This is a genomic window from Parapedobacter luteus (assembly GCF_900168055.1).
GTDB lineage: Bacteria > Bacteroidota > Bacteroidia > Sphingobacteriales > Sphingobacteriaceae > Parapedobacter > Parapedobacter luteus.
In genome coordinates this window covers 1-22606 of sequence record NZ_FUYS01000014.1, presented here as the reverse complement: position 1 = coordinate 22606, position 22606 = coordinate 1, and the positions used below count along the sequence as shown (strand labels likewise).

General features: G+C 50.9%; 20 protein-coding genes. 10 read left to right on the top strand and 10 right to left on the bottom strand.

Annotated elements, in window-relative coordinates; genetic code table 11:
* Positions 1 to 295: 295 nt before the first annotated feature.
* The 5 genes from B5X72_RS18780 to B5X72_RS18760 all read right to left on the bottom strand — a co-directional run bounded on the left by B5X72_RS18780 (position 296) and on the right by B5X72_RS18760 (position 5985).
* Positions 296 to 1051, bottom strand: a complete 756-nt coding sequence (locus tag B5X72_RS18780; RefSeq protein ID WP_079718471.1) for a LytR/AlgR family response regulator transcription factor — start codon at positions 1049 to 1051, stop codon at positions 296 to 298.
* Positions 1048 to 2118, bottom strand: coding sequence for a sensor histidine kinase (locus tag B5X72_RS18775; RefSeq protein WP_079718470.1), 1071 nt, complete (start codon positions 2116 to 2118; stop codon positions 1048 to 1050). Before B5X72_RS18775 ends, B5X72_RS18780 begins: the two co-directional genes overlap by 4 nt.
* A gap of 198 nt (positions 2119 to 2316) precedes the next feature.
* Positions 2317 to 2976 carry a tetratricopeptide repeat protein gene (locus B5X72_RS18770; RefSeq protein ID WP_079718469.1) on the bottom strand — a complete coding sequence of 220 codons (660 nt, stop codon included), beginning with the start codon at positions 2974 to 2976 and terminating at the stop codon, positions 2317 to 2319.
* Positions 2977 to 2995: 19 nt separating this feature from the next.
* On the bottom strand, positions 2996 to 5122 hold the full coding sequence (locus B5X72_RS18765; RefSeq protein ID WP_079718468.1) for a TonB-dependent receptor: 2127 nt from the start codon (positions 5120 to 5122) through the stop codon (positions 2996 to 2998).
* An 86-nt stretch (positions 5123 to 5208) separates the two neighbouring features.
* Complete coding sequence (locus B5X72_RS18760; protein ID WP_079718467.1) at positions 5209 to 5985, bottom strand: NIPSNAP family protein; 777 nt, start codon at positions 5983 to 5985, stop codon at positions 5209 to 5211.
* A gap of 200 nt (positions 5986 to 6185) precedes the next feature.
* Between B5X72_RS18760 and B5X72_RS18755 the strand changes: the two genes are divergently transcribed.
* Both B5X72_RS18755 and B5X72_RS18750 read left to right on the top strand, forming a co-directional pair.
* Positions 6186 to 7466, top strand: coding sequence for a PQQ-dependent sugar dehydrogenase (locus tag B5X72_RS18755; protein WP_079718466.1), 1281 nt, complete (start codon positions 6186 to 6188; stop codon positions 7464 to 7466).
* A complete protein-coding gene (locus tag B5X72_RS18750) occupies positions 7417 to 7953 on the top strand; it encodes a c-type cytochrome (protein ID WP_217698166.1) in 537 nt (178 codons plus the stop codon). Before B5X72_RS18755 ends, B5X72_RS18750 begins: the two co-directional genes overlap by 50 nt.
* A gap of 5 nt (positions 7954 to 7958) precedes the next feature.
* Here B5X72_RS18750 and B5X72_RS18745 read toward each other — a convergent pair whose 3' ends face one another.
* Positions 7959 to 8315, bottom strand: a complete 357-nt coding sequence (locus B5X72_RS18745) for a winged helix-turn-helix transcriptional regulator (protein WP_079718464.1) — start codon at positions 8313 to 8315, stop codon at positions 7959 to 7961.
* Positions 8316 to 8462: 147 nt separating this feature from the next.
* Here B5X72_RS18745 and B5X72_RS18740 point away from each other — a divergent pair, with 147 nt between their 5' ends.
* Positions 8463 to 9461, top strand: coding sequence for an aldo/keto reductase (locus tag B5X72_RS18740; RefSeq protein ID WP_079718463.1), 999 nt, complete (start codon positions 8463 to 8465; stop codon positions 9459 to 9461).
* 260 nt (positions 9462 to 9721) lie between these two features.
* Complete coding sequence (locus tag B5X72_RS18735) at positions 9722 to 11833, top strand: M3 family metallopeptidase (protein WP_079718462.1); 2112 nt, start codon at positions 9722 to 9724, stop codon at positions 11831 to 11833.
* Between the two features lie 142 nt (positions 11834 to 11975).
* On the opposite strand, the gene B5X72_RS18730 is transcribed toward B5X72_RS18735, so the two are convergent.
* From B5X72_RS18730 to truA, 3 genes are all read right to left on the bottom strand, one after another.
* The gene (locus tag B5X72_RS18730; protein WP_079718461.1) at positions 11976 to 13739 is read right to left on the bottom strand and encodes an ABC transporter ATP-binding protein; all 1764 of its coding nucleotides are present in this window, start codon (positions 13737 to 13739) and stop codon (positions 11976 to 11978) included.
* Positions 13740 to 13813: 74 nt separating this feature from the next.
* Complete coding sequence (locus tag B5X72_RS18725; protein WP_139378783.1) at positions 13814 to 15028, bottom strand: thioredoxin domain-containing protein; 1215 nt, start codon at positions 15026 to 15028, stop codon at positions 13814 to 13816.
* Positions 15029 to 15062: 34 nt separating this feature from the next.
* Positions 15063 to 15824: a tRNA pseudouridine(38-40) synthase TruA gene (truA, locus tag B5X72_RS18715; RefSeq protein WP_079718458.1), complete on the bottom strand. Its 762-nt coding sequence runs from the start codon at positions 15822 to 15824 to the stop codon at positions 15063 to 15065.
* A gap of 140 nt (positions 15825 to 15964) precedes the next feature.
* On the opposite strand from truA, the gene B5X72_RS18710 reads away from it, so the two are divergent.
* Positions 15965 to 16378 (top strand): 6-pyruvoyl trahydropterin synthase family protein, encoded by a 414-nt coding sequence (locus tag B5X72_RS18710; protein ID WP_079718457.1) that lies wholly within the window; start codon positions 15965 to 15967, stop codon positions 16376 to 16378.
* A 30-nt stretch (positions 16379 to 16408) separates the two neighbouring features.
* On the top strand, positions 16409 to 17041 hold the full coding sequence (gene folE, locus B5X72_RS18705) for a GTP cyclohydrolase I FolE (protein ID WP_079718523.1): 633 nt from the start codon (positions 16409 to 16411) through the stop codon (positions 17039 to 17041).
* 13 nt (positions 17042 to 17054) lie between these two features.
* On the opposite strand, the gene B5X72_RS18700 is transcribed toward folE, so the two are convergent.
* Positions 17055 to 19538, bottom strand: coding sequence for a DUF5686 and carboxypeptidase regulatory-like domain-containing protein (locus B5X72_RS18700; protein WP_079718456.1), 2484 nt, complete (start codon positions 19536 to 19538; stop codon positions 17055 to 17057).
* A 96-nt stretch (positions 19539 to 19634) separates the two neighbouring features.
* On the opposite strand from B5X72_RS18700, the gene B5X72_RS18695 reads away from it, so the two are divergent.
* The 4 genes from B5X72_RS18695 to B5X72_RS18680 all read left to right on the top strand — a co-directional run.
* On the top strand, positions 19635 to 20270 hold the full coding sequence (locus B5X72_RS18695; protein WP_079717488.1) for an O-methyltransferase: 636 nt from the start codon (positions 19635 to 19637) through the stop codon (positions 20268 to 20270).
* A gap of 22 nt (positions 20271 to 20292) precedes the next feature.
* Positions 20293 to 20970: a glucosaminidase domain and LysM peptidoglycan-binding domain-containing protein gene (locus B5X72_RS18690; protein ID WP_079717487.1), complete on the top strand. Its 678-nt coding sequence runs from the start codon at positions 20293 to 20295 to the stop codon at positions 20968 to 20970.
* Positions 20971 to 21828, top strand: a complete 858-nt coding sequence (locus tag B5X72_RS18685) for a glucosaminidase domain-containing protein (protein ID WP_079717486.1) — start codon at positions 20971 to 20973, stop codon at positions 21826 to 21828.
* 68 nt (positions 21829 to 21896) lie between these two features.
* On the top strand, positions 21897 to 22606 hold a 710-nt coding region (locus B5X72_RS18680; protein ID WP_079718522.1), incomplete at its 3' end, for a peptidase associated/transthyretin-like domain-containing protein.

Below are 22606 nucleotides of genomic sequence, written 5' to 3'. Positions count from 1 at the left end.
CCTATCAAGGGGCTTTCCGAAATTAAAATTCATGATACTCATTTTCTGGAATTTTAGTTGGGTTCCAATGTTGATCGAACTACGGAACCAATACGATTTAAACCCCACTTTTTATTTTTGTTCGCGTGAAGATAAGATGCTGGTATTTGCTTAGCAAAAACTTTACGAAAACCTTGCGGTTTTTTACGAAAACTGACATTCATAAAATGTCATTTATCTGCTGTCTGAGCGTCGTCCACGCAAGCAAGGTCAAATGTGAAAGACGACACATGCCTTTTAGCCAAAGAACTCGGATTTACAAACTCAGCCGTACCTTTATCATTTCAGCATGCGATCGGCTCGACTTGAAGCGCGGGCTATCCGCAGCTTCCATCACAAAGGTATACGAGCCATTGAACCCTTTTCGGACTTCGACGATGCCATCCATGTTGATAAGCGTGCTTCGATGTATACGCAAGAAGTTAGCCGGCAATTGATTCTCCAAATCGGCGAGCGTGTAGTCCGTTAGGTGGCGTTTGCCACCTTTGGTGTGTAGCATGACGTATTTGTCTTCAGCCTCGGCTGCTACAATGTCAGCCGTCTTAATGAGCAGTATCCGATCCCCCAATTTGACAGTAAGGCTCAGCGTTTGTTTTGCCGGATACAAACCTTCCAATAACCGCTGCAGGTCGGATATCGCTGCGGCAGCCATGTTGGGTTGCGTGATTTTCTGGATGGTTTTCTTCAGCCGTCCGGCTTCCACCGGCTTCAAGAGGTAGTCGATGGAGTTTTCTTCAAAGGCCTTCAGCGCATATTGATCGTAGGCCGTCACAAAGACCACCCGCGGCTGTTGGCCCCTCAACTGCTTGAGCATATCGAACCCATCTGACACAGGCATTTCGATGTCCAAGAATAGTAGGTCCGGTTTAAGCGCTTCAATAAGTGACAGCCCTTCTACGCCGTTGCCAGCCTCGCCTACCACGTTGATAGCCGGGTATGGCCTGAGCAATTGGTGGAGCCGGTGCCGGGCGAGCGGCTCGTCGTCGATAATCAGGGTGTTGTAGGTCGTCATGCGTCAACGGGTATGTTAATGCTTAATTGCTTGTGCGGCGTGTTGCGCAAGCTTATCTGGTAGTCCTCGCCATAGAGCAGTTGCAGCTTATCATAGGTGCTCTGTAAGCCGTGGCCCGCTTTCAGCTCGTCGGGGAAAGGCTGCCCGTTGTCCGCCACGGTAATGACCACGCGTTCGCCTTGCCGTTTGATTTGTACTTCGAGCTGGCCGCCCTCGGTGACATCCTTCAGCCCATGCTTAAGCGCATTCTCCACCAACGGCTGGATAAGGAAACGGGGTACACGGACTGCTTCCAGCCCGTCTTCCGCCCTCGCCGCAAAGCGGATGCGCTCACCAAACCGTACCCGTTCAATGTCCATGTAGGTGTTGACAATATCCAGCTCACTGGCCACTGTACCCCAATACCCTTGTTCTTGGTTGATGCTCTGCCGGAACAAGCTGGACAGTTTCACGGTCATTTCTTCGGCCTTCACCGGATTGGAAGGAATAAGACTGGCGATGGAATTGAGCGCGTTGTACAGAAAATGTGGATTAATCTTGGATTGCAATGCCGCTAGCTCCGCCTCGGTTTTGAGTTTGCCCATCCGCATGATGTCCATTTCTTTTTGTTGCAATGCGGCCTGCTGCCGTTCTTTCATGCTGAAATAAATATAGACGATCGTGCAGATAATCAATACGATGATTGCGTTGAATTGCAGGTCTGCCCAATGGAAAAAATGGAAAGGAATATCAAACAGCCAGGAGGCTAATAAGTAGGTAAACTCCACGCCCACGACCATGGCCAGCAAGCTCACGCCGTAATAGACTACGAGAAACCACCCCCAGCTATTTGCGGTCTTCCGCTTGTTGAGTAACCCCATGATATGGATGCTGTTGGCGATGCAAAGGCTGATGATGATGCCGAACATCAAGCTGATGAGCATGCTTCTGGACGAGGGCCAATGGCCCTGCACCACTGCAACGCAAGTGGATATGATAAACGAGATTAATATGCCCAAGAGCAGGGAGGCCAGGTTGAGCCCCAGCCAGTAGTAGCGGCTCTTTGTGAAGTCTGTTGCGGTTTTCACTTTAACACAATTGGTTTTTCAAAAGGTCTCGTGGAACCTGTATCTACAGCCTTTTTTGTGAAGCGTTTTAAATTACAGGTTCGTAGACTGTTGCAAGATACGAATGATTGTGGATTATTTTACCTGCTTCCGCAAGCTGGGATCCGCTGCGCGTTGCTCGCGTCTCGGCAAGGCTTGCTCACAGCAGGTAAAAACAGCTTATTGTGTGTCGGTGTTAGCGGCCTGCTGTAATAAATATGCGCATTGTTCTTTTCCCCAGTTGGGCGCAAATTTTTCCGTTGGCTTAAAGGTGTCAAACTTCACCTTTGCTTGCTCCAGCAGCGGTTTGGCGGCTTTGGCGCCGCCGCCGAAAAATTCAGGCGTATAGAATGTGTTTTGCCCTTTGATGAAATAAGGTCGCGGGTTTGACGGATCCAATTGCATGGCTTTCCCTAATGCGGCCTCAGCCTCGCTAATCAGGTCGAGCCGGTTTTGCGGGTCTACGCTCATCTGCATGAATTGTGTGTATCCTTTGAGTGCATAGATTTCGCTGTTGTCTGCCTGACGCTTCTCAGCCGACTCAACCAGGTTAAGCGCCTTCTCAAAAAAGCGGTCTTTTTCATCAGCGTTTTGTTGGCTTATACCGGCCACCAATTGGCAGTAGGCAGCATAATAGAGCGGCGTCCATTGATCGGTAGCGGTATTGCCGATTTGCTCAAAGCGGTTGCCCAAGACTGTGAAGTCTGCAGGCTGCCGCGCTTCAGCCAGCGTCTGAAGGGCGGCAACCATGGCCGATTCGTAGTTGTCCTGTGCGCGGGCCGTCCAGTGCAGCACGCAGGTGAGTAGCATGATTGCCGAGGTTTTGATGATGGTGTTCATGACAGTATTGATTTTATAGTTAACGAATAAATGTATTGTCGCCAATGGTCAGCAAGATGCCGACGAAGAGATCACGACGGGCACCAGGGCGGATAGCCCGCCGGTGTATGCCGTCTTTACTATAGCGGTAGCCATAGATGTTGTCGATGCCCAACAGGTTGCCCGCCGAAAAATAAAGCACCGTAAACTGCCGCAGGATATGCGTGAGGTAACTCACGTTGACGCTGAGGTTATGGAAGTCTTTGGTCCGGTCAGCCAGATAAACCGGATTGTTGGGATTGACATAGGTGCGGCCGGAGGCGTAGGTATACGTTGCGCCGACTTGCGAATTGATAGCCGTAATGAAGTGCTTGTATACCGCGTTAAGCGAATGTGCAGCGGCAAAGGGCGGAGTAGCAGCAGCGGGATAGTCTGCGAAATCGCGTTTGGTGTCGAGGTACGAGTACGAGATCCAGTAGTCGCCATCGCGGATGCTCTTGCGGTCGCGCCAGAAAATATCGATCCCTTTGGCGTAGCCATAGCCATTGTTGTTGAAGCCCTCGGCCGTTTTTTTCACCAGCTGGCCATAGTCTTTATAATAAGCCTCTATCCGGAAGGTGTAGTGGTTGTTGAGGTATTCGATGTTTGCCAGATAATGGGCCGCCTGTTCAAAACCGATGTCCTGCTGTGCCACCCAGTAGCGGTCTTCCGGATTCTGGTAAAACCGGCCGTAGGCCAGTGATGCCTGTAGCGTACGGCTGATTTTGTGGCTCAGTGCCAGTCGCGGCGCCACGTTGAACTGCCGGATGTAGTCTGAATACTCGGTGCGGATGCCCGTGCGCAATACCCATCTTCGGCCGAAGAACCAGTCGGCCTCGGCAAACAATGCACCCAAAAGGTGCGCATACTGCCGGCGCAGGTCGTTCCACGATTCGCCGAACCGCCCGTGAGCCACTTCGCCGCCGACGACAAACCTTGAGTACGTGCCGAAAAAATGGGTAGCACTGCCCCGCCACTGGAGATAACTGTCCGTACGGGCGTAACCATCGGTATTTTGCTGCCCATCATCGCCGGTGATATTCAGGGAAGCACCCGTATGAATTTTCCAGCGGTCATTCAGGTAATCCTGATAGCTGGTGTTGATGAGGGTGTTTCGGTTGTGGTTGCTGAAAAAGAACGGTTGCCCCGGGTTGTCCATGTCTGCATCAAGGAGCGCCATACGTGAGCGGCTGTGGTCGCTGTACCATTTGAATAGGCCGCGCTCGCCCACCTGCGCTTTGTACTGCAGCCGGCCTTCGTATTGTTCCGGTTCGCGCTGCCAATTTACCTGTTGATTGATCAATGAAAATGCAGGGGCAAGGTTGTAGTAGAAACCATCAATCTGCAGTGCGCTCGTTTTAAACCGATGGGTATGGCCCAATCCAATGCCTACCGACATCAATGATACAGCGGAAGTGGTTTTAGCAGGCAAGTCCTTGCTTTCGAGCACCAAGGCCGAGCTGAGTGCCTGCCCGTACTGTGCGGAGTACCCACCTGACGAAAACGCCGTTTGCTTAAACATAAACGGGTCGAGCCGGCTGCGGCCGGCCAGGTTAGGGGCCTGTGCATTCAGGGGATTTTTAATAATGAGCCCGTCAAAAAAAGACTTCGTCTCAGCCGCCGACCCGCCGCGTACAAACAAGCCGCCCTCGGCAAAAGCCGTTTGTGAACCAGGCAGCGTTTGGTAGGCTGCGAAGATATCGGCGGAGGCTCCGGCGGTGGTGGCCACATCAAGTGCACTGAGCGAGATACCTTTAGTATTGACGCCCGATTGGAAGGTACCTACGGTGATGGTCACGACGTCCAGCTCAGCGGTCTGAGCAGTTAACCGGAGTTCCAATATCATTGAATCGCCGGCCAGCATGATGGCCGTACTGTCACTGCCGTGGCCCAGTGCGGAGAAACGCAGCCACTGCTCGCCCGTGAGTGCCGTCTCAAACGCGAAATAACCGCTGCTATCGGATGAGGTGCCGTCAAAGCTCCCTTTGATCCATATGCTGGCCATGCCGATTGGCAGCCCGCGCGTATCCGTGACGGTACCCGTTATGCGGCATTGTGCCCAGCAAGGGTGTCCGGCACTCACCAGCAGCGCAAGCAAGAAGTAAAGGACGGTGTTCACGCTTTTCATGCCGCAAAGATGAACACCGCAGATAACTCGTTAAAGGAATCTCCGACGAGTGGTAGGATTGGTGGGATGAATGGTTACAGCCTCACTTAAAAGTCGGAATAGTCTGTCGGGTATAAAAAGATTTGTTGGTTGCGGGATACGTTGTGCTGGTATTCCGGTTTCGCGGATAGTTCTTTCCAGTATGCATCCTTGCTAAACGCTTCCCAATGTTCATCCCGCGACTGTTTATTTTCAAACGTGGTGAGGTACATCAAATTGGGCATTCGGCTTCCCGCAATGACTTCACCATAGAAAACGGCATTGAATCCCAAACGTTTGAATAGTCCGATTTCATCGCCTTTGTTAAACATATCCACCTTATTGCGGTAATACGCCTCGGTAGCGCTCTCATAACTTCTTAGTTCATACACACGTTCGGCCCTGGGTGAAGTTAGGTTGGGGACCTCAAAGCGAGGACTACCCTCAAAGGCGTCCATAAGGATCGTCTCGATTCGGTCGTAGGGCAGATTGTTGTATGGTGCATGCAAGTAGTCCTTTCCGGCTTCCTGATATGCCGGATCATTTTGTAACGTGGCTTCCAGTGATGCAAACTGATCGTATGACGTGAAAGGAATAAATACATAAGTCAACCATTCATTTGCGGCCGCTGCATCAGCGATGGGCTTGAATACACCCACGTTGGTTATGCCTGCCCGATGCAGCGCAGGAAGGTAAGCCGTTTCAAGGAAGTTATCCAACTGCGCCACCTGTTGCGACGTTTTCAGGTGGTAGATTTTTAATTGATAGAAATCGCGGTCCGCTGCTGCAGCGGTGTAGGAAAATAAGGCCAATGCGGCAATGATGAATCGTGTTTTTATGCTCATGGTTCGAATTTATAGCAAATAATTGATTATACTAAATACGTGCATTTGCGGCTGATATTACGTAACAATCCTGCAATGTTTAGTTACTTTTGCTACTCATTATTTAAGGAGTCGTTGAAAATGCTATGCAAAAGAGTCATTTTTGCATACAATAAACCCATGTATCCGAGGTCTTTACATGAAATTAACTGAATTAAGATATGGCAAATCAATTAAAAAGCAACTGGTTTCTCGCTTGTATCACGGCATGTGTTTTCGTCTCGTGCAGTGAGGGCGGTCACCGGATTTCGGCTGATGCAGACAACGTCGGCCTGGCACTTCCTGAAGGCTTTGGCGCTTTGAAAGTCGCAGACAGCGTCGGCGCAGCGCGGCACATTGCGGTCAATTCGAAAGGTGATGTCTTCGTCAAGCTGCAACGTGCGGTAGACGGGAAAGGGATTATCGTGCTAACGGACACAGACGGTGATGGCCGGGCCGATGAGCAAACCGGATTTGGTGATTATGGCGGAACGGGTATTTTCATCAAAGACAATTTTCTCTATGCTTCATCCAACAGCGAAGTGTTCCGCTATGCGTTGGACGAAAATCAACGTGTAACTAACCCCGAAGCGCCGGACACTATCATTACCGGCTTGATCGACCGCCGCCAGCACAATTCCAAGTCCATAGCCTTGGATGGAGCTGGAAATATCTATGTCAATATCGGCGCGTATTCCAACGTATGTCAGGAAAAGGATCGCACGCCGGGCTCGCCGGGCATGCAGCCATGCCCCATCCTGGATTCGGCCGGCGGCATCTGGCGGTTCAAGACCGATGGCATCCGGCAGACCTACGGTGATGGCCAACGTTATGCCACGGGGCTGCGCAACGTCGTGGGGCTTGACTGGAACCAAGAGGCCGGTGCGCTATTTGTCATGCAGCATGGCCGTGACAACCTGCATGATTTCTACCCCGAACTCTACGCAGAAGGTGTGGGAATTGACTTGCCTTCCGAAGCCATGTACCGATTAAGTGAAGGGGCGGATGCAGGTTGGCCGTATATTTATTATGACCATCACCAAAAGAAAAAGATCGTCAACCCCGAGTACGGCGGCGATGGCAAGCAGGAAGGCGGGGCGGACGCCCTGGATCCTGTGGTGGCGTTTCCCGGTCACATTGCGCCCAACGCATTGTTGTTCTATACCGGAGATATGTTTCCGGCCAGGTATAAAAACGGGGCGTTCGTGGCCTTCCACGGCTCCTGGAACCGTGCACCCGATCAACAAGGGTTTATGGTTGCGTTCGTACCTTTTGAAAATGGCCAGCCCAGCGGCGATTGGGAGGTGTTTGCCGATGGGTTTGCCGGCATAGATACGATAGCCGCTCCGGGTGATGCCCGGCACAGGCCCTGCGGACTGGCACAGGGACCAGATGGCTCATTATATGTATCCGATGACGTGGGCGGTACCATCTACCGGATTGTCTATGCAGGAGCGAAATAGTCGGAAATACAGTCAAATCGGCGTTGCGATCCTGTTTTTGTTACTGGTGGCCTGTGGCGGCCATCAAACGGAGGGACAAACGCAGCCGGAAACAGCTAATGGACAGGAGGCGGCCCTCCAAGGAAAAAGCGCAAGTGCCCTTTCGGAACGGACGGCAGGCATGCGAGCAGGGCAAGTAGTGTACGACCAGTATTGTGCCACCTGCCACCAGACCAATGGCGATGGTGTGCCAAACCTCAATCCACCATTGGCTAAAACCGATTACGTGACGGGTGATAAAGAGCGGCTTATCCGGATTGTGCTCAACGGATCTAACGAAGGGCTCGAAGTGAACGGCATGGTCTATAGCAATGCCATGCCGGCACACAGCTTCTTAAGCGATGAAGATGTGGCCAATGTCCTTTCTTATATCCGCAATAGCTTTGGCAACCATGCTGATACTGTTTCGGTTGATGAAGTGAGGCAGGTGAGGGCTACGTTGGAATGAGGTGATTAATCCGGGAAAACCATGCGATTTTCCGCAAATTTGCATAAGTGATCCAACAGTTCGCTAAGCTGGTCGCCCGTGTCGGTAAGCGCATATTCCACCCGTACGGGCACACTATCCGTATCCTCGTGGCGCTTGATAAGACCGTAGTGCTCCAGCAGTTTGAGCCGGTCGGCTAAGATATTGTCGCTGATATATTTCAAATCTTCTTTTACGCTCGAAAACCGGGTGTTTCCTTCTTCGATGCTAAACAGCACATCGGTAAGCCAACGCTTACTAAGCAGGTGGATGAGTTCATTCAACGTGCACTTGTCTTCGAGATAAAGCTGATTGTAGTAGTTCGTGGATGTCAATTTTCGCATGGTATAGTTGTTTGTCGGTGCATTTATCAATAACTCATTATTTCAGAAGTTATTGCCATTGCTTAAGCATATGCGTTATTTTGCAAATGCCGAAAGGCTGCTTATGATGCGCTAAGATACAAGTTTTACAGTTAAAAATTAATCGTTATGCAATACAGAAAATTAGCCGGAACAGAATTAGACCTGTCTGTAATCACCTTCGGTGCTTGGGCTGCCGGAGGGTGGATGTGGGGAGGATCCGAACGGAAGGATGCCGTAGAAGCTATCAGGGCGTCGTACGATTGGGGGGTGAATACGATTGATACCGCGCCCATTTACGGCCAAGGTACCAGCGAAGAGATTGTGGGAGAAGCCATCAAAGGCATCGCCCGGGACAAGGTATACATCCTTACCAAATACGGGATGCGTTGGGATTTGGCCAAAGGTGATTTCGGTTTTCATAGCAAGGATAATACAGGTAAGGAGATAGACATCTACAAATACGCCGGTAAGGAGAGCATCATCAAGGAATGCGAAGATAGCCTGCGCCGTTTGGGCACCGATTACATCGACCTTTATCAAATTCATTGGCCTGATAGTACCACTCCCATTCAGGAATCTATGGAAGCGGTTGCCCAGCTTATTCAGCAGGGTAAGGTGCGGTATGCCGGGGTATGCAATTACAGCGCGGCCCAGTTGGAAGAAGCCAACAGGTACGTAGACGTAGTATCCAACCAGGTACCCTATAGCATGGTCAAACGCGGTATCGAAGCTGAAGTGGTACCTTACTGCCTGGAGCATGGAAAATCCATCTTGGCCTATAGCCCCATGGAACGTGGGCTGCTTACCGGAAAGCTACAGCCCGGGCATGCCTTCGGTGAGGGCGATCACCGTGCTGGACTCTATTTCTTTACCGATGAGAATATCCGGCGGACAAACGCTTTTCTGGGTCGCATCAAACCCATAGCCGATAGCAAGGGCATCTCTTTGGGCCAGTTGGTTTTGCTGTGGACGTTGGAGCAGCCCGGCATTACCATTGCGCTGGTGGGGGCGCGGAATACCGAACAGGCCATCCAAAATGCCAAGACGACAGCCACCAGCTTGAGCGCAGAAGAAGTGGCTACCATCACGGCCGAGCTGGCGCAGTTGGAGCTGGTAAAGCCATAACAGCTCCGGTTCTGGATCATACTTGCTTCGTGCCATCGTCGCAATTGGGGTATGTTTTATAAACATAAAACCAAAAGTTGGCAGGGATTGACAAAGGTGAGGCCTTTGTCAATCCCCTGTCGATAGCGATATTGGTATCGAACTATCGCGACGACGGGACTAACAAGCAGCCTACCTGTAACGTTCCGGTTGTTATTTTTGCTTTTGTGCCCCGTTTTCAAAAACATCCGTACCTTTGGCCAAAAATAGATTAAGCAAGCATGAATAGCAAGCAAATTATACCATTACTGATGATTTCAACCGCATTTATCGTATCGTGTGGAGAAACCAAGACAACTACTGAAAACCCTTTTCTAACCGCTTATGATACGCCGTTCGGTGTGCCGCCGTTTGATAAGATCAAAAACGAACATTTCAAGCCGGCACTTGAAGCTGGAATGGAGCAGCACGAGGCCGAAATCGACGCGATTGTCAACAATGCAGAAGATCCCACTTTTGAAAATACCATCCTTGCGCTTGAAGACGCCGGTCAGTTGCTAAGCAACGTGAATACCGTACTGGGCAACCTGAATTCGGCCAATACCAATGATTCCATCCAAGCTATTGTGAAAGAGATGGCTCCGGTGCTTTCCGCGCATCAGGATAATATCCGGTTGAATGAGCGGCTGTTTGCCCGGGTCAAAACCCTTTGGGACAACAGGGCAGACTTGGACCTGAATCCCGAGCAGCTCCGGTTGCTGGAAGACAATTACAAAAGTTTCGTCCGCGGTGGTGCCAATTTGCAGGGCGAAGACAAGGACAAGCTCCGTAAAATCAATGAAGAGCTTGCGGTGCTGACCGTCCAATTCAATCAAAATTTACTGGCCGAGACCAATGCTTACGAACTGGTCATCGAAAATGAACGCGACCTGGCCGGGCTTCCGGAAGGACTGATTGCTGCGGCTGCCGAAACGGCAAAGGAACGTGGCAAGGACGGCAAATGGGTCTTTACGCTTTCCAACCCCAGTGTGATGCCATTTTTGCAATATGCCGATAATCGCGACCTGCGCAAGCACATTTGGGAGGCTTACAAAAGCCGGGGTGATAATGGCAATGCGCACGACAATAAGGAAATTCTGGTTAAAATCGCCAATCTTCGCTTACAACGGGCTAACCTTTTGGGATATCCAACCCACGCCCATTACGTGTTGGAAGAGGCTATGGCCGAAAATCCTGACAATGTATACAAATTGCTCAATGATCTTTGGCGTCCGGCGCTAGCCAAGGCCAAGGTCGAGGCGGCAGACATCAAGCAGGAAATCGCTGCGACGGGGCAATCCTTTGCCCCAGCGCCTTATGACTGGCGCTATTACACCGAAAAAATCCGCCAGAAGCGCTACGCGCTGAATGAAGATGAAATCAAACCGTATTTCAGTCTGAAGCATGTCCGCGAAGGCGCTTTCGACGTAGCTAACCGCTTGTACGGGCTTACATTCAAAGCGCTGGATGATGTGCCGGTGTACCACCCCGAGGTGGAGGTTTATGAAGTGTTTGACGCCGACGGTAGTCACTTAGGTGTTCTCTATGCAGATTTTTTCCCGCGTCAATCCAAACGCGTAGGCGCATGGATGACTTCCTACCGTAGGCAAAAGATGGAGGATGGCAAGCGTGTAGCGCCGATCATCTCCATCGTATGTAACTTTACCAAGCCGGTTGGCGACAAGCCGGCCCTATTGACGTTTGACGAGGCTAGTACCTTGTTTCATGAGTTTGGGCACGCCCTGCATGGTCTCTTGTCAAATGTGACTTATGAACGCCTGTCAGGTACGTCGGTGTCGCGCGACTTTGTGGAGCTGCCGTCTCAGATTATGGAAAACTGGGCGGCGGATCCCGCGGTATTGAAGCTGTATGCGCATCATTTTGAAACCGGAGAGCCGATCCCCGACGAACTGATTGCCAAGTTGGAACGGGCAGGCACGTTTGACCAAGGCTTTGCCACGGTGGAGTATTTGGCAGCATCATTGCTCGATATGGATTATCATACGCAGACGGCGGAGATAACGGACGACGCGACCACCTTCGAAAACGCTTCAATGACCAAGTATGGCCTTATTGACGAGATTATCCCCCGGTACCGGAGCACGTACTTCCAGCACATCTTCAGTGGCGGTTATTCGGCCGGCTATTACAGCTATATCTGGGCGGAGGTGCTGGATGCAGATGCCTTTGCGGCGTTCAAAGAAAAGAGTCTTTTTGATAAGGAGACCGCCGATGCTTTCCGCCAAAACGTCCTTGAACGCGGAGGTACGGAAAAGCCTGCGGTGCTATACCGTAATTTCCGCGGGTCGGATCCCAATCCGGTACACTTGATGAAAAAACGAGGGCTGGATTAAGCGACCGGCTGTAAACGCGTAAAGGGCTGGCCATTGGCCAGCCCTTTACGCGTTTAGCGACAATGCTTCAATGCAGGCGCGCGGTCAACGGCCGGCGTTACGGTTTCACACGAGACCGTTTGCAAGCGATGACCAAGTGCTATTAAATACCTGCCGAATGAAACTGCAAATCATACAACCGCTTGTAGTACCCATCGATCCGCAACAACTCCTGGTGGGAACCTATTTCTTTCATCTCGCCTTTGTCCAGCACGATGATTTTATCAGCCTTCTGTATGGTAGAAAGCCTATGGGCAATGATGATGGACGTGCGGCCCTTCATCAGCGTGTCAATAGCCCGTTGAATCAGCCCTTCGGTTTCGGTATCTACCGATGAGGTAGCTTCGTCCAATACCAATATTTTCGGATCGTGTACCAGCGCGCGGATGAACGAGATAAGCTGGGCCTGCCCGGAGGACAGTGTAGCCCCACGTTCCTGTACTTTATAGTCGTACCCGTCCGGCAACCGCATGATGAAGTCATGTGCGCCCACCTGCTTGGCGGCTTCAACAATTTGCTCACGGGTGATGGCCGGGTCATTGAGGCTGATGTTGCTGGCCACGGAGTCCGAAAATAAGAAAACATCCTGCAGTACGGTAGCGATAGTACGGCGCAGGTAGTTAAGCTCGTACTCACGGATGTCTGTACCATCCAGCCGTATAGCGCCTTTGTTTACTTCATAGAAGCGACTGAGGATATTGATGGTAGAAGATTTCCCAGCGCCTGTAGCGCCCACCAACGCCAGCGTTTCGCCGGGGTTGACTTTGAAGCTGATGTCCTTAAGTACCCACTTTTCTTCGTCGTACGCAAACCATACGTTATCAAAGACAATTTCCCCCCGGATGGTGGTGGGCTGTTTGGTGCCCGTATTGGGGGTTTGCTCGTTGGTATCCAGTACGGAAAAAATCCGCTCAGCGCTCACCATGCCCATTTGGAGCGTGTTGAACCTGTCCACCAATTCACGTATCGGGCGGAAAATCATGTTGATGTACATGATAAATGAGACAATGACACCGGGCGACAGTTCGTCTGCCAGTACCTGTTTGGAGCCGTACCATACCAGCAATCCCAATGCGATGGCCATGATGATTTCGATGACCGGGAAAAAAATTGAAAAATACCAGTTGGCCCGGATATGCGCATTGCGATGTTCTGCATTGGCCGTCTTGAATTTGCGTATTTCCTGGTCTTCGCGGGCAAAATATTGGATAATGCTGATACCCGAAATGTGTTCTTGTAAAAACGTATTCAGGTTGGATACCCATTTTCTTACATCTTGAAATGCCGACTTCATTGCTTCCTTGAAAATGTAAGTTGCAGCAATCATCAAAGGCATCGGAATCAATACGACGAGCGTGAGTCTCCAATCCGTGTAAAACATTACGCCCAGGATAACGACCAATTGCAGGATATCGCCGATGATTTGGATAAGCCCCTCGGAAAAGATGTTGGCAATGGTTTCCAGATCCGATATGGTGCGGGTGATGAGCCGGCCAATAGGCGTATGATCGAAATATTTAAGGCGCAGCCGCGTAATGTGATTGAATACCGCAATGCGCAAATCACGGATAACCGATTGGCCCAAGGTGCTCGTCATCAGGGTATGGTAATAGCGGATGACTGTTTGAAACACTAGTAGGCCAAGCATGAGCATCAGCATAAGCCGGAGGCCGTTGGCATCATGCTGGAGGATGAATCGGTCGAGGGTATATTCGACCAGCATCGGTAGCGCCGGGGCAATACCTGCCATGAGGATAGTAAGCAACACGGATATGATAAAAATGCCCTGATAGGGCCTTACATAGCGCATCATCCTGCGTAGCAGTTGCGCATCATACGTTTTGCCAGTTATTTGGGGTTCGCTCATGGGTTAGGTACAAAAGTACGATTTTGTGGCGTATCTTCGTTCATGATTTGTCAAACGGCGCGCCGTGCCGGTGCTTATTCCGTTGAGGTAAGTAGCCTGTTGAGCGCGTCCAATGAGACATCGGCATCAACGACCTCCCCACTGGGGCGGATGAGTACGTAACGTGGCAGTTCTGTAAGGTATAAGGAGTCTATCAGGGGTTGCTGAATCTCTTTTCGCAATTTATAATTGTGTTGCAGGCCTAAGGGCGGGCTCCATTTTTTCCATTGGCTGAATCGGCTGTCGACCGACAAATGGATGAGGGCTATTTCTTGTTGCTTAAGTGCGGAAGCCTGTTCATCAATCCGTTTGATAGCGGCATGTCCAGCCTTATCCGCGCTGTTCCAGAAACAAAGAAGGAGGTATTTATACGTATCAAAATCCGGCCATGTTAATTGTTTCAGTCCCTCGTCGACCGCGATCACCTGTGTTGCCGGATTTAATTGCTGAATGGGATTCATGATACGGGTTAAACGTTGGATGAGGTCAATGCCATATTTGGTTCGCCGAGCACTGTCGGGCATCGCCTGATACAATTCGTTATAAGCGATTGCATACGTCCGGTGTGCATTAGTTGTATAGGCCAGAAATAAGGATGCTACTAAAGGCTTTTTTTGTTGGATAAAACGTTGCGTGATCGTTGATTCCTGGTCGGCCGTCTCACCGGCTGTGTCTTGCTTCTGGGCGGCCATGCCACTGCCGAACGTATAATGTAGGGCTTTTCCCTCGGCCTCGGCTTGCTGTTCATCCAGCGCTTCCTGCCAATCGTTTAATAACGCCTGTTCGTTGCTGCCTCCTTGGATCGAAAATTTGGCTTTGCTAATGGAACCCGGATGATCAAAAAAACGATGGTCGAGCATTAACTTGGCATCGCTTTTTTCTAAATATACGGGGATGTACGCTGTCCAATCCAAACCATCAGTACCCCTGCGGGTGGATTTGCCGTGGATTTCCAAGAAATAAACCTCATGCATGGGCAATTGGTTAACGACGAGTGTAAATTTGCCGTTTCGGGGGGCAACTGCAGCTAATGAGTCTTTTTTCTTGTCATTAAGCAATTTTACGCTGGTTATTTCGGGGTTTTCTACGTCACTCAATATTCGCAGCGTACCCATTGCAGGCTCATACGTGGTATACGCGGCACTTGTGTCTTTTTTGTTTGACCCGGACCGGCAACCCAAAAAAAAGGCAAATAACGCAATGCTGAAGGGCAGTAGCGTAGGTAATACACTCAGGGTTAATGATTTCATCCTCAAATTTAGCAAAAAAAATGAGTAGGAGATCCTAAAGGAAGGGATACATCACTTCAGTAAGATACAGACCGCACGCCGGGACAGAGGTGCCCGCCACCGAGCGGCTTTTGCTACGGATGACGGTGTGCATGTATTCCGGAGGGTGTTCGCCCCGTCCGACGTCCATCAGGGTCCCCACGATAGCCCTTACCATATTGCGAAGAAACCGGTTCGCGGAGATATGAAAGACCAACCGTTGTTCATCAACCCATTGCCATTCTGCCCGCGTTACGCGGCATATATTGGTGTGCACCTGTGTATTGGACTTACTGAAGCACGAGAAATCTTCATACTGCTGCAAAATTGCTGCAGCTTCGTTCATTGCGCCGACGTCAGGTACACTGCGCAACTGCCACGAACGGCCACGTAGAAAAGGATCCTTTTTAAAATGAGTATGGTATTCATAAGACCGTTGCACCGCATCAAACCGTGCATGGGCATCCGGAGCAACGGCGATAAGTCTTTTTGCAGCGATATCATGCGGGAGCAATGCATTGATACGGTAAAGCAATGCATCCGCATCGCCGATGGTAGCCTCATGCGCCACATCGAAATGTGCAAAAAGCTGTGTCGCATGTACGCCGGTATCCGTACGGCCACATCCTACTGTGCCGATGGGTTCGCGTAGCAGCGTGGTCAATGCCTTATCCAGCAGTTCCTGCACGGTCAACGCGTTGGGTTGGATTTGCCAACCATGATAAGCCCCGCCGTCAAAGGCGATTTCGATGAAATAACGTCTGCGCGTGGTTTCCACGAGGCAAAGGTATGAAATTAGCTTTATGCCGTAAGTCTCAAGTGGCAGGCAGTAAGCGATAAGTCTAAAACGAACAGTAATCCAGCAAAAAAAGAAACAGCAAATTTACGAATCACCAAATTAACGTATCTTTGCAGCCTATGATATATCTGACACGGCGCGAACGGTTTAACGCGGCGCACAAATTATACCGCGATGAATGGACGTTGGAACAAAACGAGGCGGTGTTTGGCAAATGTTCCAACCCGAATTGGCATGGCCACAACTATGAGCTTTTTGTAACGGTTAAGGGCGAAGTCAACCCCGAGACCGGGTTTGTCATTGATTTGAAGGAGCTGAAAAACATCATCATGTTTTATGTGATCGACAAGCTGGATCACAGAAACATCAATATGGATGTGGACTTCATGCAAGGTAAAATGGCGTCTACGGAAGTGTTGGCCATTGAAATATTCAATCAATTGAAGCCGCATGTAGAGGCGCATGACGTTATTTTACACTCGGTGCGGTTGGTTGAAACGGAAAACAACTCCGTTGAATACTTTGGGGAATAACGCTCCGTTGACGAACTAATGCATACGAATATGGAAAACAATTTTCCACTCAACGAGGAAGAAATTGACGGATACGTCAAAATCGATCGCTATAATCCCGAAAAGGTAGCCCGTATTGCAGCGCATTACGCGGAGATTCTCGAATTATTGGGGGAAGATCCCTCCCGTTCTGGACTGGTGAAAACGCCCGAGCGGGTTGCAAAGGCACTTCAGTTCCTTACCCATGGCTATGACCTGGACGCAGCAACCGTATTGCGCAGTGCCATGTTTGAGGAGGAATATAGCCAAATGGTGGTCGTCAAAGATATTGAAGTCTATTCCATGTGCGAACACCACATGTTGCCCTTCTTCGGTAAAGCCCATGTAGCATACATCCCCAATGGCCATATTGTTGGCTTAAGCAAAATCCCACGGGTGGTGGATATCTTTGCGCGCCGTCTACAGGTTCAGGAGCGCCTTACCAATGAGATTCGTGATTGTATACACAAGACCTTGCAGCCGGCGGGGGTGGCCGTGGTTGTCGAATGCAAGCACCTGTGTATGTGCATGCGCGGCGTGCAGAAGCAGAATTCCGTGACGACGACGTCTGCCTTCACGGGTGAGTTTGTGCATGAGCGTACCCGTAACGAATTTCTCCGGCTGATTACCGCGTCGTTAGGCTGACGATGCAGCGGGCTTAAAACAGCCGAAGCCCAATCCGTATCGCGTCTTTCCCGCGCATTTCCGGTCGGGCACCGAAAGAACGGGCATAGATAATCCGCAGGTTTTGCCACTGCAATCCGACGTGCGCTTCGCCATAATGGGACACCTCTTTGGTGTTAAGGTAATGCAGCCCGATGATTTCCTGTAGCTTGAGTTTGCGGAGCAGGGGCACCTTGCTGGTCAACAACGTAGACAGATTGTACTCACCATGTGCCTCCGCGAAATTTTCCGTTGTGCTATGCTGGTAATAATCCAGCAGCAGGAACGTACTCAGTTGCTGGTCGCTGATGAGCGTACGCGTACCGTTGAAATGGCGGTAATCCGTGTAGTACAGTTGTTTGCTGCTCAAAAACGTGCCGGCGATAAGGTCGACGGACAGCTGGCCGTACAACCCCATAGCAATTTGTGTTTTGTACAACCGGGCTATCAGCAAGTCATAAGCTGCGTCGGCCCCGAAAACCCCTGGTATGGCCTTGGTGTAATTTAGCGATAGCGTGGGCCATTTGGATGGCAAGTATACCCGCCTGTTCGGATAGGTTTCGTACCGCGTGCCAAAGTCGTAGCTGACACCCAACGAGACCTTAAACGCCTGGTTTTCGTCAAATAGTGGTATGTCTTCAGCGGGGACAAACGGATTGTTTGAGGTTAGGTACTGTTTATTGCGCTCCCAGAAGGTGTAGTCGGTGCTGTTGGGCAACCAAACGCGGTTTTCCCATATCGCCGAAGCGGACAACTTCACATTCGCAGGCAGCGTATATTGCCAAGAGGCCCCGCCGAAGGCGCGCTCATACACTTTCATGTAGTTGCGGCCGAAGAAGGTGGTGCTGATGGTGTTAAATAGTGGCGGCAGCGAGCCGCGGTTGTTCAGGTCCTGCACGGTGCTGCCCCCATAGAGCCCAAAGGTGCTTTTCCCCCACGGAAACGACGTGCCCAGATAGCCGTTGAAGCGCTGGTTGGCAAAGCCGTAGCGGACATTGCCGTATAGGGTGAAGCTGCGGTTGCGGACGGTGTCTACCTGCTTGACATATTGAGCACCATAATGGAGTGCCAACCCTTCCACACTGTTGAAGAGCAGCGACGTGGCAAGGCCATCGAACGAAAGGCGCCAGCGTTCTGCACGATTACGGTAAGTATACCCCCCCGCGAGAAAGCCCATAGGTTTAAACCGGTTGGCCCGTCTATCCACCGAGTCGAGGTATTCCTTTGATTCACGCCGCCGTTGTATGCTGTCTTTGCGGACATAATCCAACTCTTCCTCCTCCGTAAGCAGTAAGGGGCGGTGTGCTGCCCAATAGTCAGCGTCCCGCTTATTGACACCCTCCGTAATGCGCAACGCTTCGTTGAAAAGGCGCTTTTTGATGGTGGGCTGCAGGTTGTAATCGCTGTATACCGCGGCGAAGTAGCCGCCTACGCGAAAGCCCAGCAACCCACCCACGAAATCGAAGCGGATACTTGAGGGTTGCCATTGCTGGTTTTCGAGCGGGATAAATTCCTGCCTGATGCTGAGTGTATCGAGGATATTGACGCTCGATTCCTTCGTGAGCTGGAGGTTGACCCCATAGATGCGCCAAGAGCCATCTATGATGTAAATGTCGCCCGCATAGAGCGGTTCCGCCTTGCGACGGGGGATGACCTGTATTTTGTTGATCGTAAGTCCGTTTTCTTCCGTGGTCCCTGACAGGCGATAGCGGTAGTAATTCAGTGCGTTGTCAGCGATGGGCGATACAAATGGCCGTGCGCTCAGCCCTTCAATAATGGGCTGATGATTTTCGTAAAAGTTCAGCTTTAAGTCGGCTGCCCGGTTGAAGCTGAACGCTTGGTTGTTGCCCGAAAATTTGGAGCTGATCATCTCCTCATGGAATTTATCCGGCGGCTGCACGGTGATGCGGGATTCGGATTCTGAGAGGTATACAATGCCGGTCCGGTTGGAGTCAAGCCCCATCTCCCGCGCCACCTGATCGACATCAAACCCCAAGAATTTCTTCGGCGCCTGCAATAGGCGCTGCACGCCTTTGATATACACCTTGGCAGTGTAAGGTGAGGCCTCATTCAAGTGCTTCTTGCGGTTGCGGATAGCCTGCCGGATAATGGCATAAGCCGGATCTTCTCCATGGCCGATGACCACCTCGTCCAGCAGGTAAGCCTCGGTGTGCAAGGCAACAGTGAGGTGTGTGTCGCGGGGTACCGTCACCTGTTGGGCGGCCTGCCGGTAACCAACGGCCCGAATGAGCAATGTGTGCTCACCGGACGGCAGCTGAAGCTTGAACACTCCTTCGCTGTTAGCCGATGTACCGGTGGTGGTGTTCGCTTTATAAATGCTGGCAAAGGGTACCGGCTGGCCGTGTTCATCCCTGACCTGCCCGCTCAATGGATACGTTTGGGTATGGGCGGGTAAAATAAAGCAATAGGTGAAGATGGTGGTGACGGCGATGATTTTCAGCATGATACGGCAATCCATATAGGTGATCGGTTATGATTCTGACGTCCAAACTTACGAAACGTTACATCGTTATCGTTGTTAAATTGTGTTAAGTTTGCTTACTTTGCGGTTACGATGGATATGTTCGATGACATATTGACGAGCTATCTGGAGCGGACGTGTGATGCTGAGCCTGCTTTATTGCAGCGCATCAACCGGGAGACCTACCTCAAGGAAACGAGGCCTCACATGCTGTCGGGCCATTATCAAGGGAGGTTCCTCGCGCTGCTGAGTAAGCTGGTCGCACCCCGTTATGTGCTGGAGGTGGGCACGTTCACCGGCTATGCGACGTTGTGTCTTGCGGAAGGCCTTGCGCCGGGGGGCGAAATCCACACCATCGACCATAACGCAGAGCTGGAAGCCCGTGTCCGTGGGTATTTTGAGCAATCCCAATGGCACGATGCTATTCATTACCACATTGGCGATGCCGCCGCCGTTATCCCCGAGTTGTCAGGCCTTTTTGATTTCGTTTTTATCGATGCCGATAAGAAAAACAATCACCTGTATTATGAGCTTGCACTCGAAAAAAGCCGTAAGGGCGGCTTGATTTTGATTGACAACGTACTTTGGAAGGGGAAAGTGGTGATGGATGCCGGCGATCCCCAAACCCAGCAATTTGTTTCACTGAACGAACGGCTTGCAGCCGATGAACGTGTAGATAAACTGATTCTTCCCATTCGCGACGGGTTGTTTCTGTTGCGTAAGCGGTAAAGGGAAGCTAAAACCATACGATATGAAAGGAATAAACAAGACGACCATTGCCTTATGCCTTGCCATGTGGTTGACCGCAACGTCAGCTATACACACGATAGCCCAAGAATCACCCCAAGCTTATATCGAACAATACAAAGATGCAGCCATCCAGCATATGGAAGAACACGGATGCCCGGCGAGCATCATCTTAGCTATAGCGATGCATGAGAGCGCACACGGTACCAGTCGCGTCGCCCGCCACCTCAACAACCACTTCGGTATTAAGGGGCCGAACGACAGTAAGGAAATCCGTTCGGCCTACAAGGGGTATTCGTCGGTAGAAGAATCCTATCAGGATTTTATCGATTTTCTGAAGCGCCGCAAGCGTACCGTGGAGCTGTTCGACTTGTATGAGCCTCATGAATACCAAAAGTGGGTGCAGGGCATAGCCCGTTCCGGGTATGCGCACAGTACCTCTTGGTCATCCAAGGTCATCAACATCATCCGGAAATACAACCTGCATGAGTTGGATAAAAAACCAGAAGGAATGGTACTTGCTGCAGCTGAAATGCCGGAGGAAGCAGCGTGGTACACGGTAAAACGAGGAGACACCTTATATGACATCGCCCGGAAGTATGGCACAACGGTACAGACCATTCAGCGCAACAATGGGCTGACCGACTCGCGGTTGCGCATCGGACAACAATTGCTCCTCTAAATGAAAGGATACCTATACGCCATTCTCGCTGCCGTCTTCTTTACTTCGTGCCTATCCAAGCATGAAGTGCTTCAGAACCCGCGCGTGAGCAGCCGGCCGGTACCGGCGCGGCCAGCTCAGCCGGCACGCAACGCTCCTACCAAACCTGCACAGCCGGCCGCTTCCTACACCAGCACATCCGGTTACGAATACATTGAGCGATATAAAGATATCGCCATTGCTGAAATGGAGCGGTATGGTATTCCGGCAAGCATTAAGCTGGCGCAAGCTTTACTCGAATCCGGAAACGGCAACAGTACACTGGCCCGCGAAGCAAATAATCACTTCGGCATCAAGTGCACTCCGGAATGGATAGGGGGGAAAACCTACAAGGACGATGATCGGCATAACGATTGCTTCAGGGTATACGAACACGCGGAAGAGTCGTTCAAAGACCATTCGCAGTTTTTGCTGCGGAAACGCTACGCGGCGCTCTTTGAACTCGATAAGGACGATTACAAGGGATGGGCGAAAGGCCTTAAATCCGCTGGTTACGCGACGAACCCGCGATATGCTGATCTGCTGATCGACCTCATCGAACGTTACGAACTGCATCAGTACGACCGGCCCGAAAGCCGCACCGCCAAAATCGAACGTGAAAAAGTAGTCCAGACTGAAATCGTCGAAAATAAACCAGAAGAGCTCCAAGTCGCGCAGGCCAAGGCGCCGGTACGTATCGATATCCATGAGGTCAAGCAAGGCGATACGCTGGCTGCTATTGCCCGTAAATATGGCATGTCCACGACAGATCTGATGGATCTAAATGGGCTGAAAACCGAATCGCTGTTTGTCGGCCAGCTTATCTTAGTGTCACAATAAGCTATCACCATCTGCAAAATGGTGTTAAATTTTTCGCCAACTGCAAACTTAACTGTAGTTTTACGACAGTGAAATGTTTGGTTCGTTTTCTATCCGGATTATTCTTGGGCGTATGGAGTCCCGGCTTCACGATGGCGCAAAACGCCGTAGAGGGTATTGTATTTGATAAGCATACGAAACAGCGCATATCTCAGGTATACGTTTACAATACCGCCAACGACGAAGGAGGGTACAACAACACGCGTGGTGAATTTTCCATCCAGGCCTCACCCGGCGACATTCTGATCGCTGCGGCCAAGGGCTATCATCCCGATACGTTGATGGTAAAAGATAAAAAGATCGTGCTGTTTAATATGGAGCGTTCCACAATATGGCTTGATGAAGTATCGGTCATTGCGCGGCGTAGTCCCGAGGAGCGGCTGGAGGAGAATAAGCGGGAGTATAGCACGGCCTATAGCCGGGGAGATGCGGGGTCGATTTTTTCGGTGGGCCCCACGGGAGCAGGATTGAGCATCGATGCATTATACAAGCTCATCAGCCGGGAGGGTAAAAACTCACGCAGGCTTCAGGAGATTATCGAGCAAGATTACCGGGAAACGGTCATTGACTACCGGTTTACCCCTGAATTGGTAAGTAGCATTACCGGCCTTAAAGGCGAGACCTTGGCTGATTTCATGCGCCAGTACCGGCCTTCTTACTATTTTGTGCTCAGCGCCAATGATTATAACCTCGCGTTTTATATCCGCTCGTCGCTGGTTCAGTACCGGCAAAACCCTGC

What these genes read in the sequence shown, in the direction of transcription:
- B5X72_RS18780 (WP_079718471.1), bottom strand. Translation starts at nt 1,051, where the DNA reads ATGACGACCTACAACACCCTGATTATCGACGACGAGCCGCTCGCCCGG.
- B5X72_RS18770 (WP_079718469.1), bottom strand. Translation starts at nt 2,976, where the DNA reads ATGAACACCATCATCAAAACCTCGGCAATCATGCTACTCACCTGCGTG.
- B5X72_RS18765 (WP_079718468.1), bottom strand. Translation starts at nt 5,122, where the DNA reads ATGAAAAGCGTGAACACCGTCCTTTACTTCTTGCTTGCGCTGCTGGTG.
- B5X72_RS18760 (WP_079718467.1), bottom strand. Translation starts at nt 5,985, where the DNA reads ATGAGCATAAAAACACGATTCATCATTGCCGCATTGGCCTTATTTTCC.
- B5X72_RS18755 (WP_079718466.1), top strand. Translation starts at nt 6,186, where the DNA reads ATGGCAAATCAATTAAAAAGCAACTGGTTTCTCGCTTGTATCACGGCA.
- B5X72_RS18750 (WP_217698166.1), top strand. Translation starts at nt 7,417, where the DNA reads ATGACGTGGGCGGTACCATCTACCGGATTGTCTATGCAGGAGCGAAAT.
- B5X72_RS18745 (WP_079718464.1), bottom strand. Translation starts at nt 8,315, where the DNA reads ATGCGAAAATTGACATCCACGAACTACTACAATCAGCTTTATCTCGAA.
- B5X72_RS18740 (WP_079718463.1), top strand. Translation starts at nt 8,463, where the DNA reads ATGCAATACAGAAAATTAGCCGGAACAGAATTAGACCTGTCTGTAATC.
- B5X72_RS18735 (WP_079718462.1), top strand. Translation starts at nt 9,722, where the DNA reads ATGAATAGCAAGCAAATTATACCATTACTGATGATTTCAACCGCATTT.
- B5X72_RS18730 (WP_079718461.1), bottom strand. Translation starts at nt 13,739, where the DNA reads ATGAGCGAACCCCAAATAACTGGCAAAACGTATGATGCGCAACTGCTA.
- B5X72_RS18725 (WP_139378783.1), bottom strand. Translation starts at nt 15,028, where the DNA reads ATGAAATCATTAACCCTGAGTGTATTACCTACGCTACTGCCCTTCAGC.
- B5X72_RS18710 (WP_079718457.1), top strand. Translation starts at nt 15,965, where the DNA reads ATGATATATCTGACACGGCGCGAACGGTTTAACGCGGCGCACAAATTA.
- folE (WP_079718523.1), top strand. Translation starts at nt 16,409, where the DNA reads ATGGAAAACAATTTTCCACTCAACGAGGAAGAAATTGACGGATACGTC.
- B5X72_RS18700 (WP_079718456.1), bottom strand. Translation starts at nt 19,538, where the DNA reads ATGGATTGCCGTATCATGCTGAAAATCATCGCCGTCACCACCATCTTC.
- B5X72_RS18695 (WP_079717488.1), top strand. Translation starts at nt 19,635, where the DNA reads ATGGATATGTTCGATGACATATTGACGAGCTATCTGGAGCGGACGTGT.
- B5X72_RS18690 (WP_079717487.1), top strand. Translation starts at nt 20,293, where the DNA reads ATGAAAGGAATAAACAAGACGACCATTGCCTTATGCCTTGCCATGTGG.
- B5X72_RS18685 (WP_079717486.1), top strand. Translation starts at nt 20,971, where the DNA reads ATGAAAGGATACCTATACGCCATTCTCGCTGCCGTCTTCTTTACTTCG.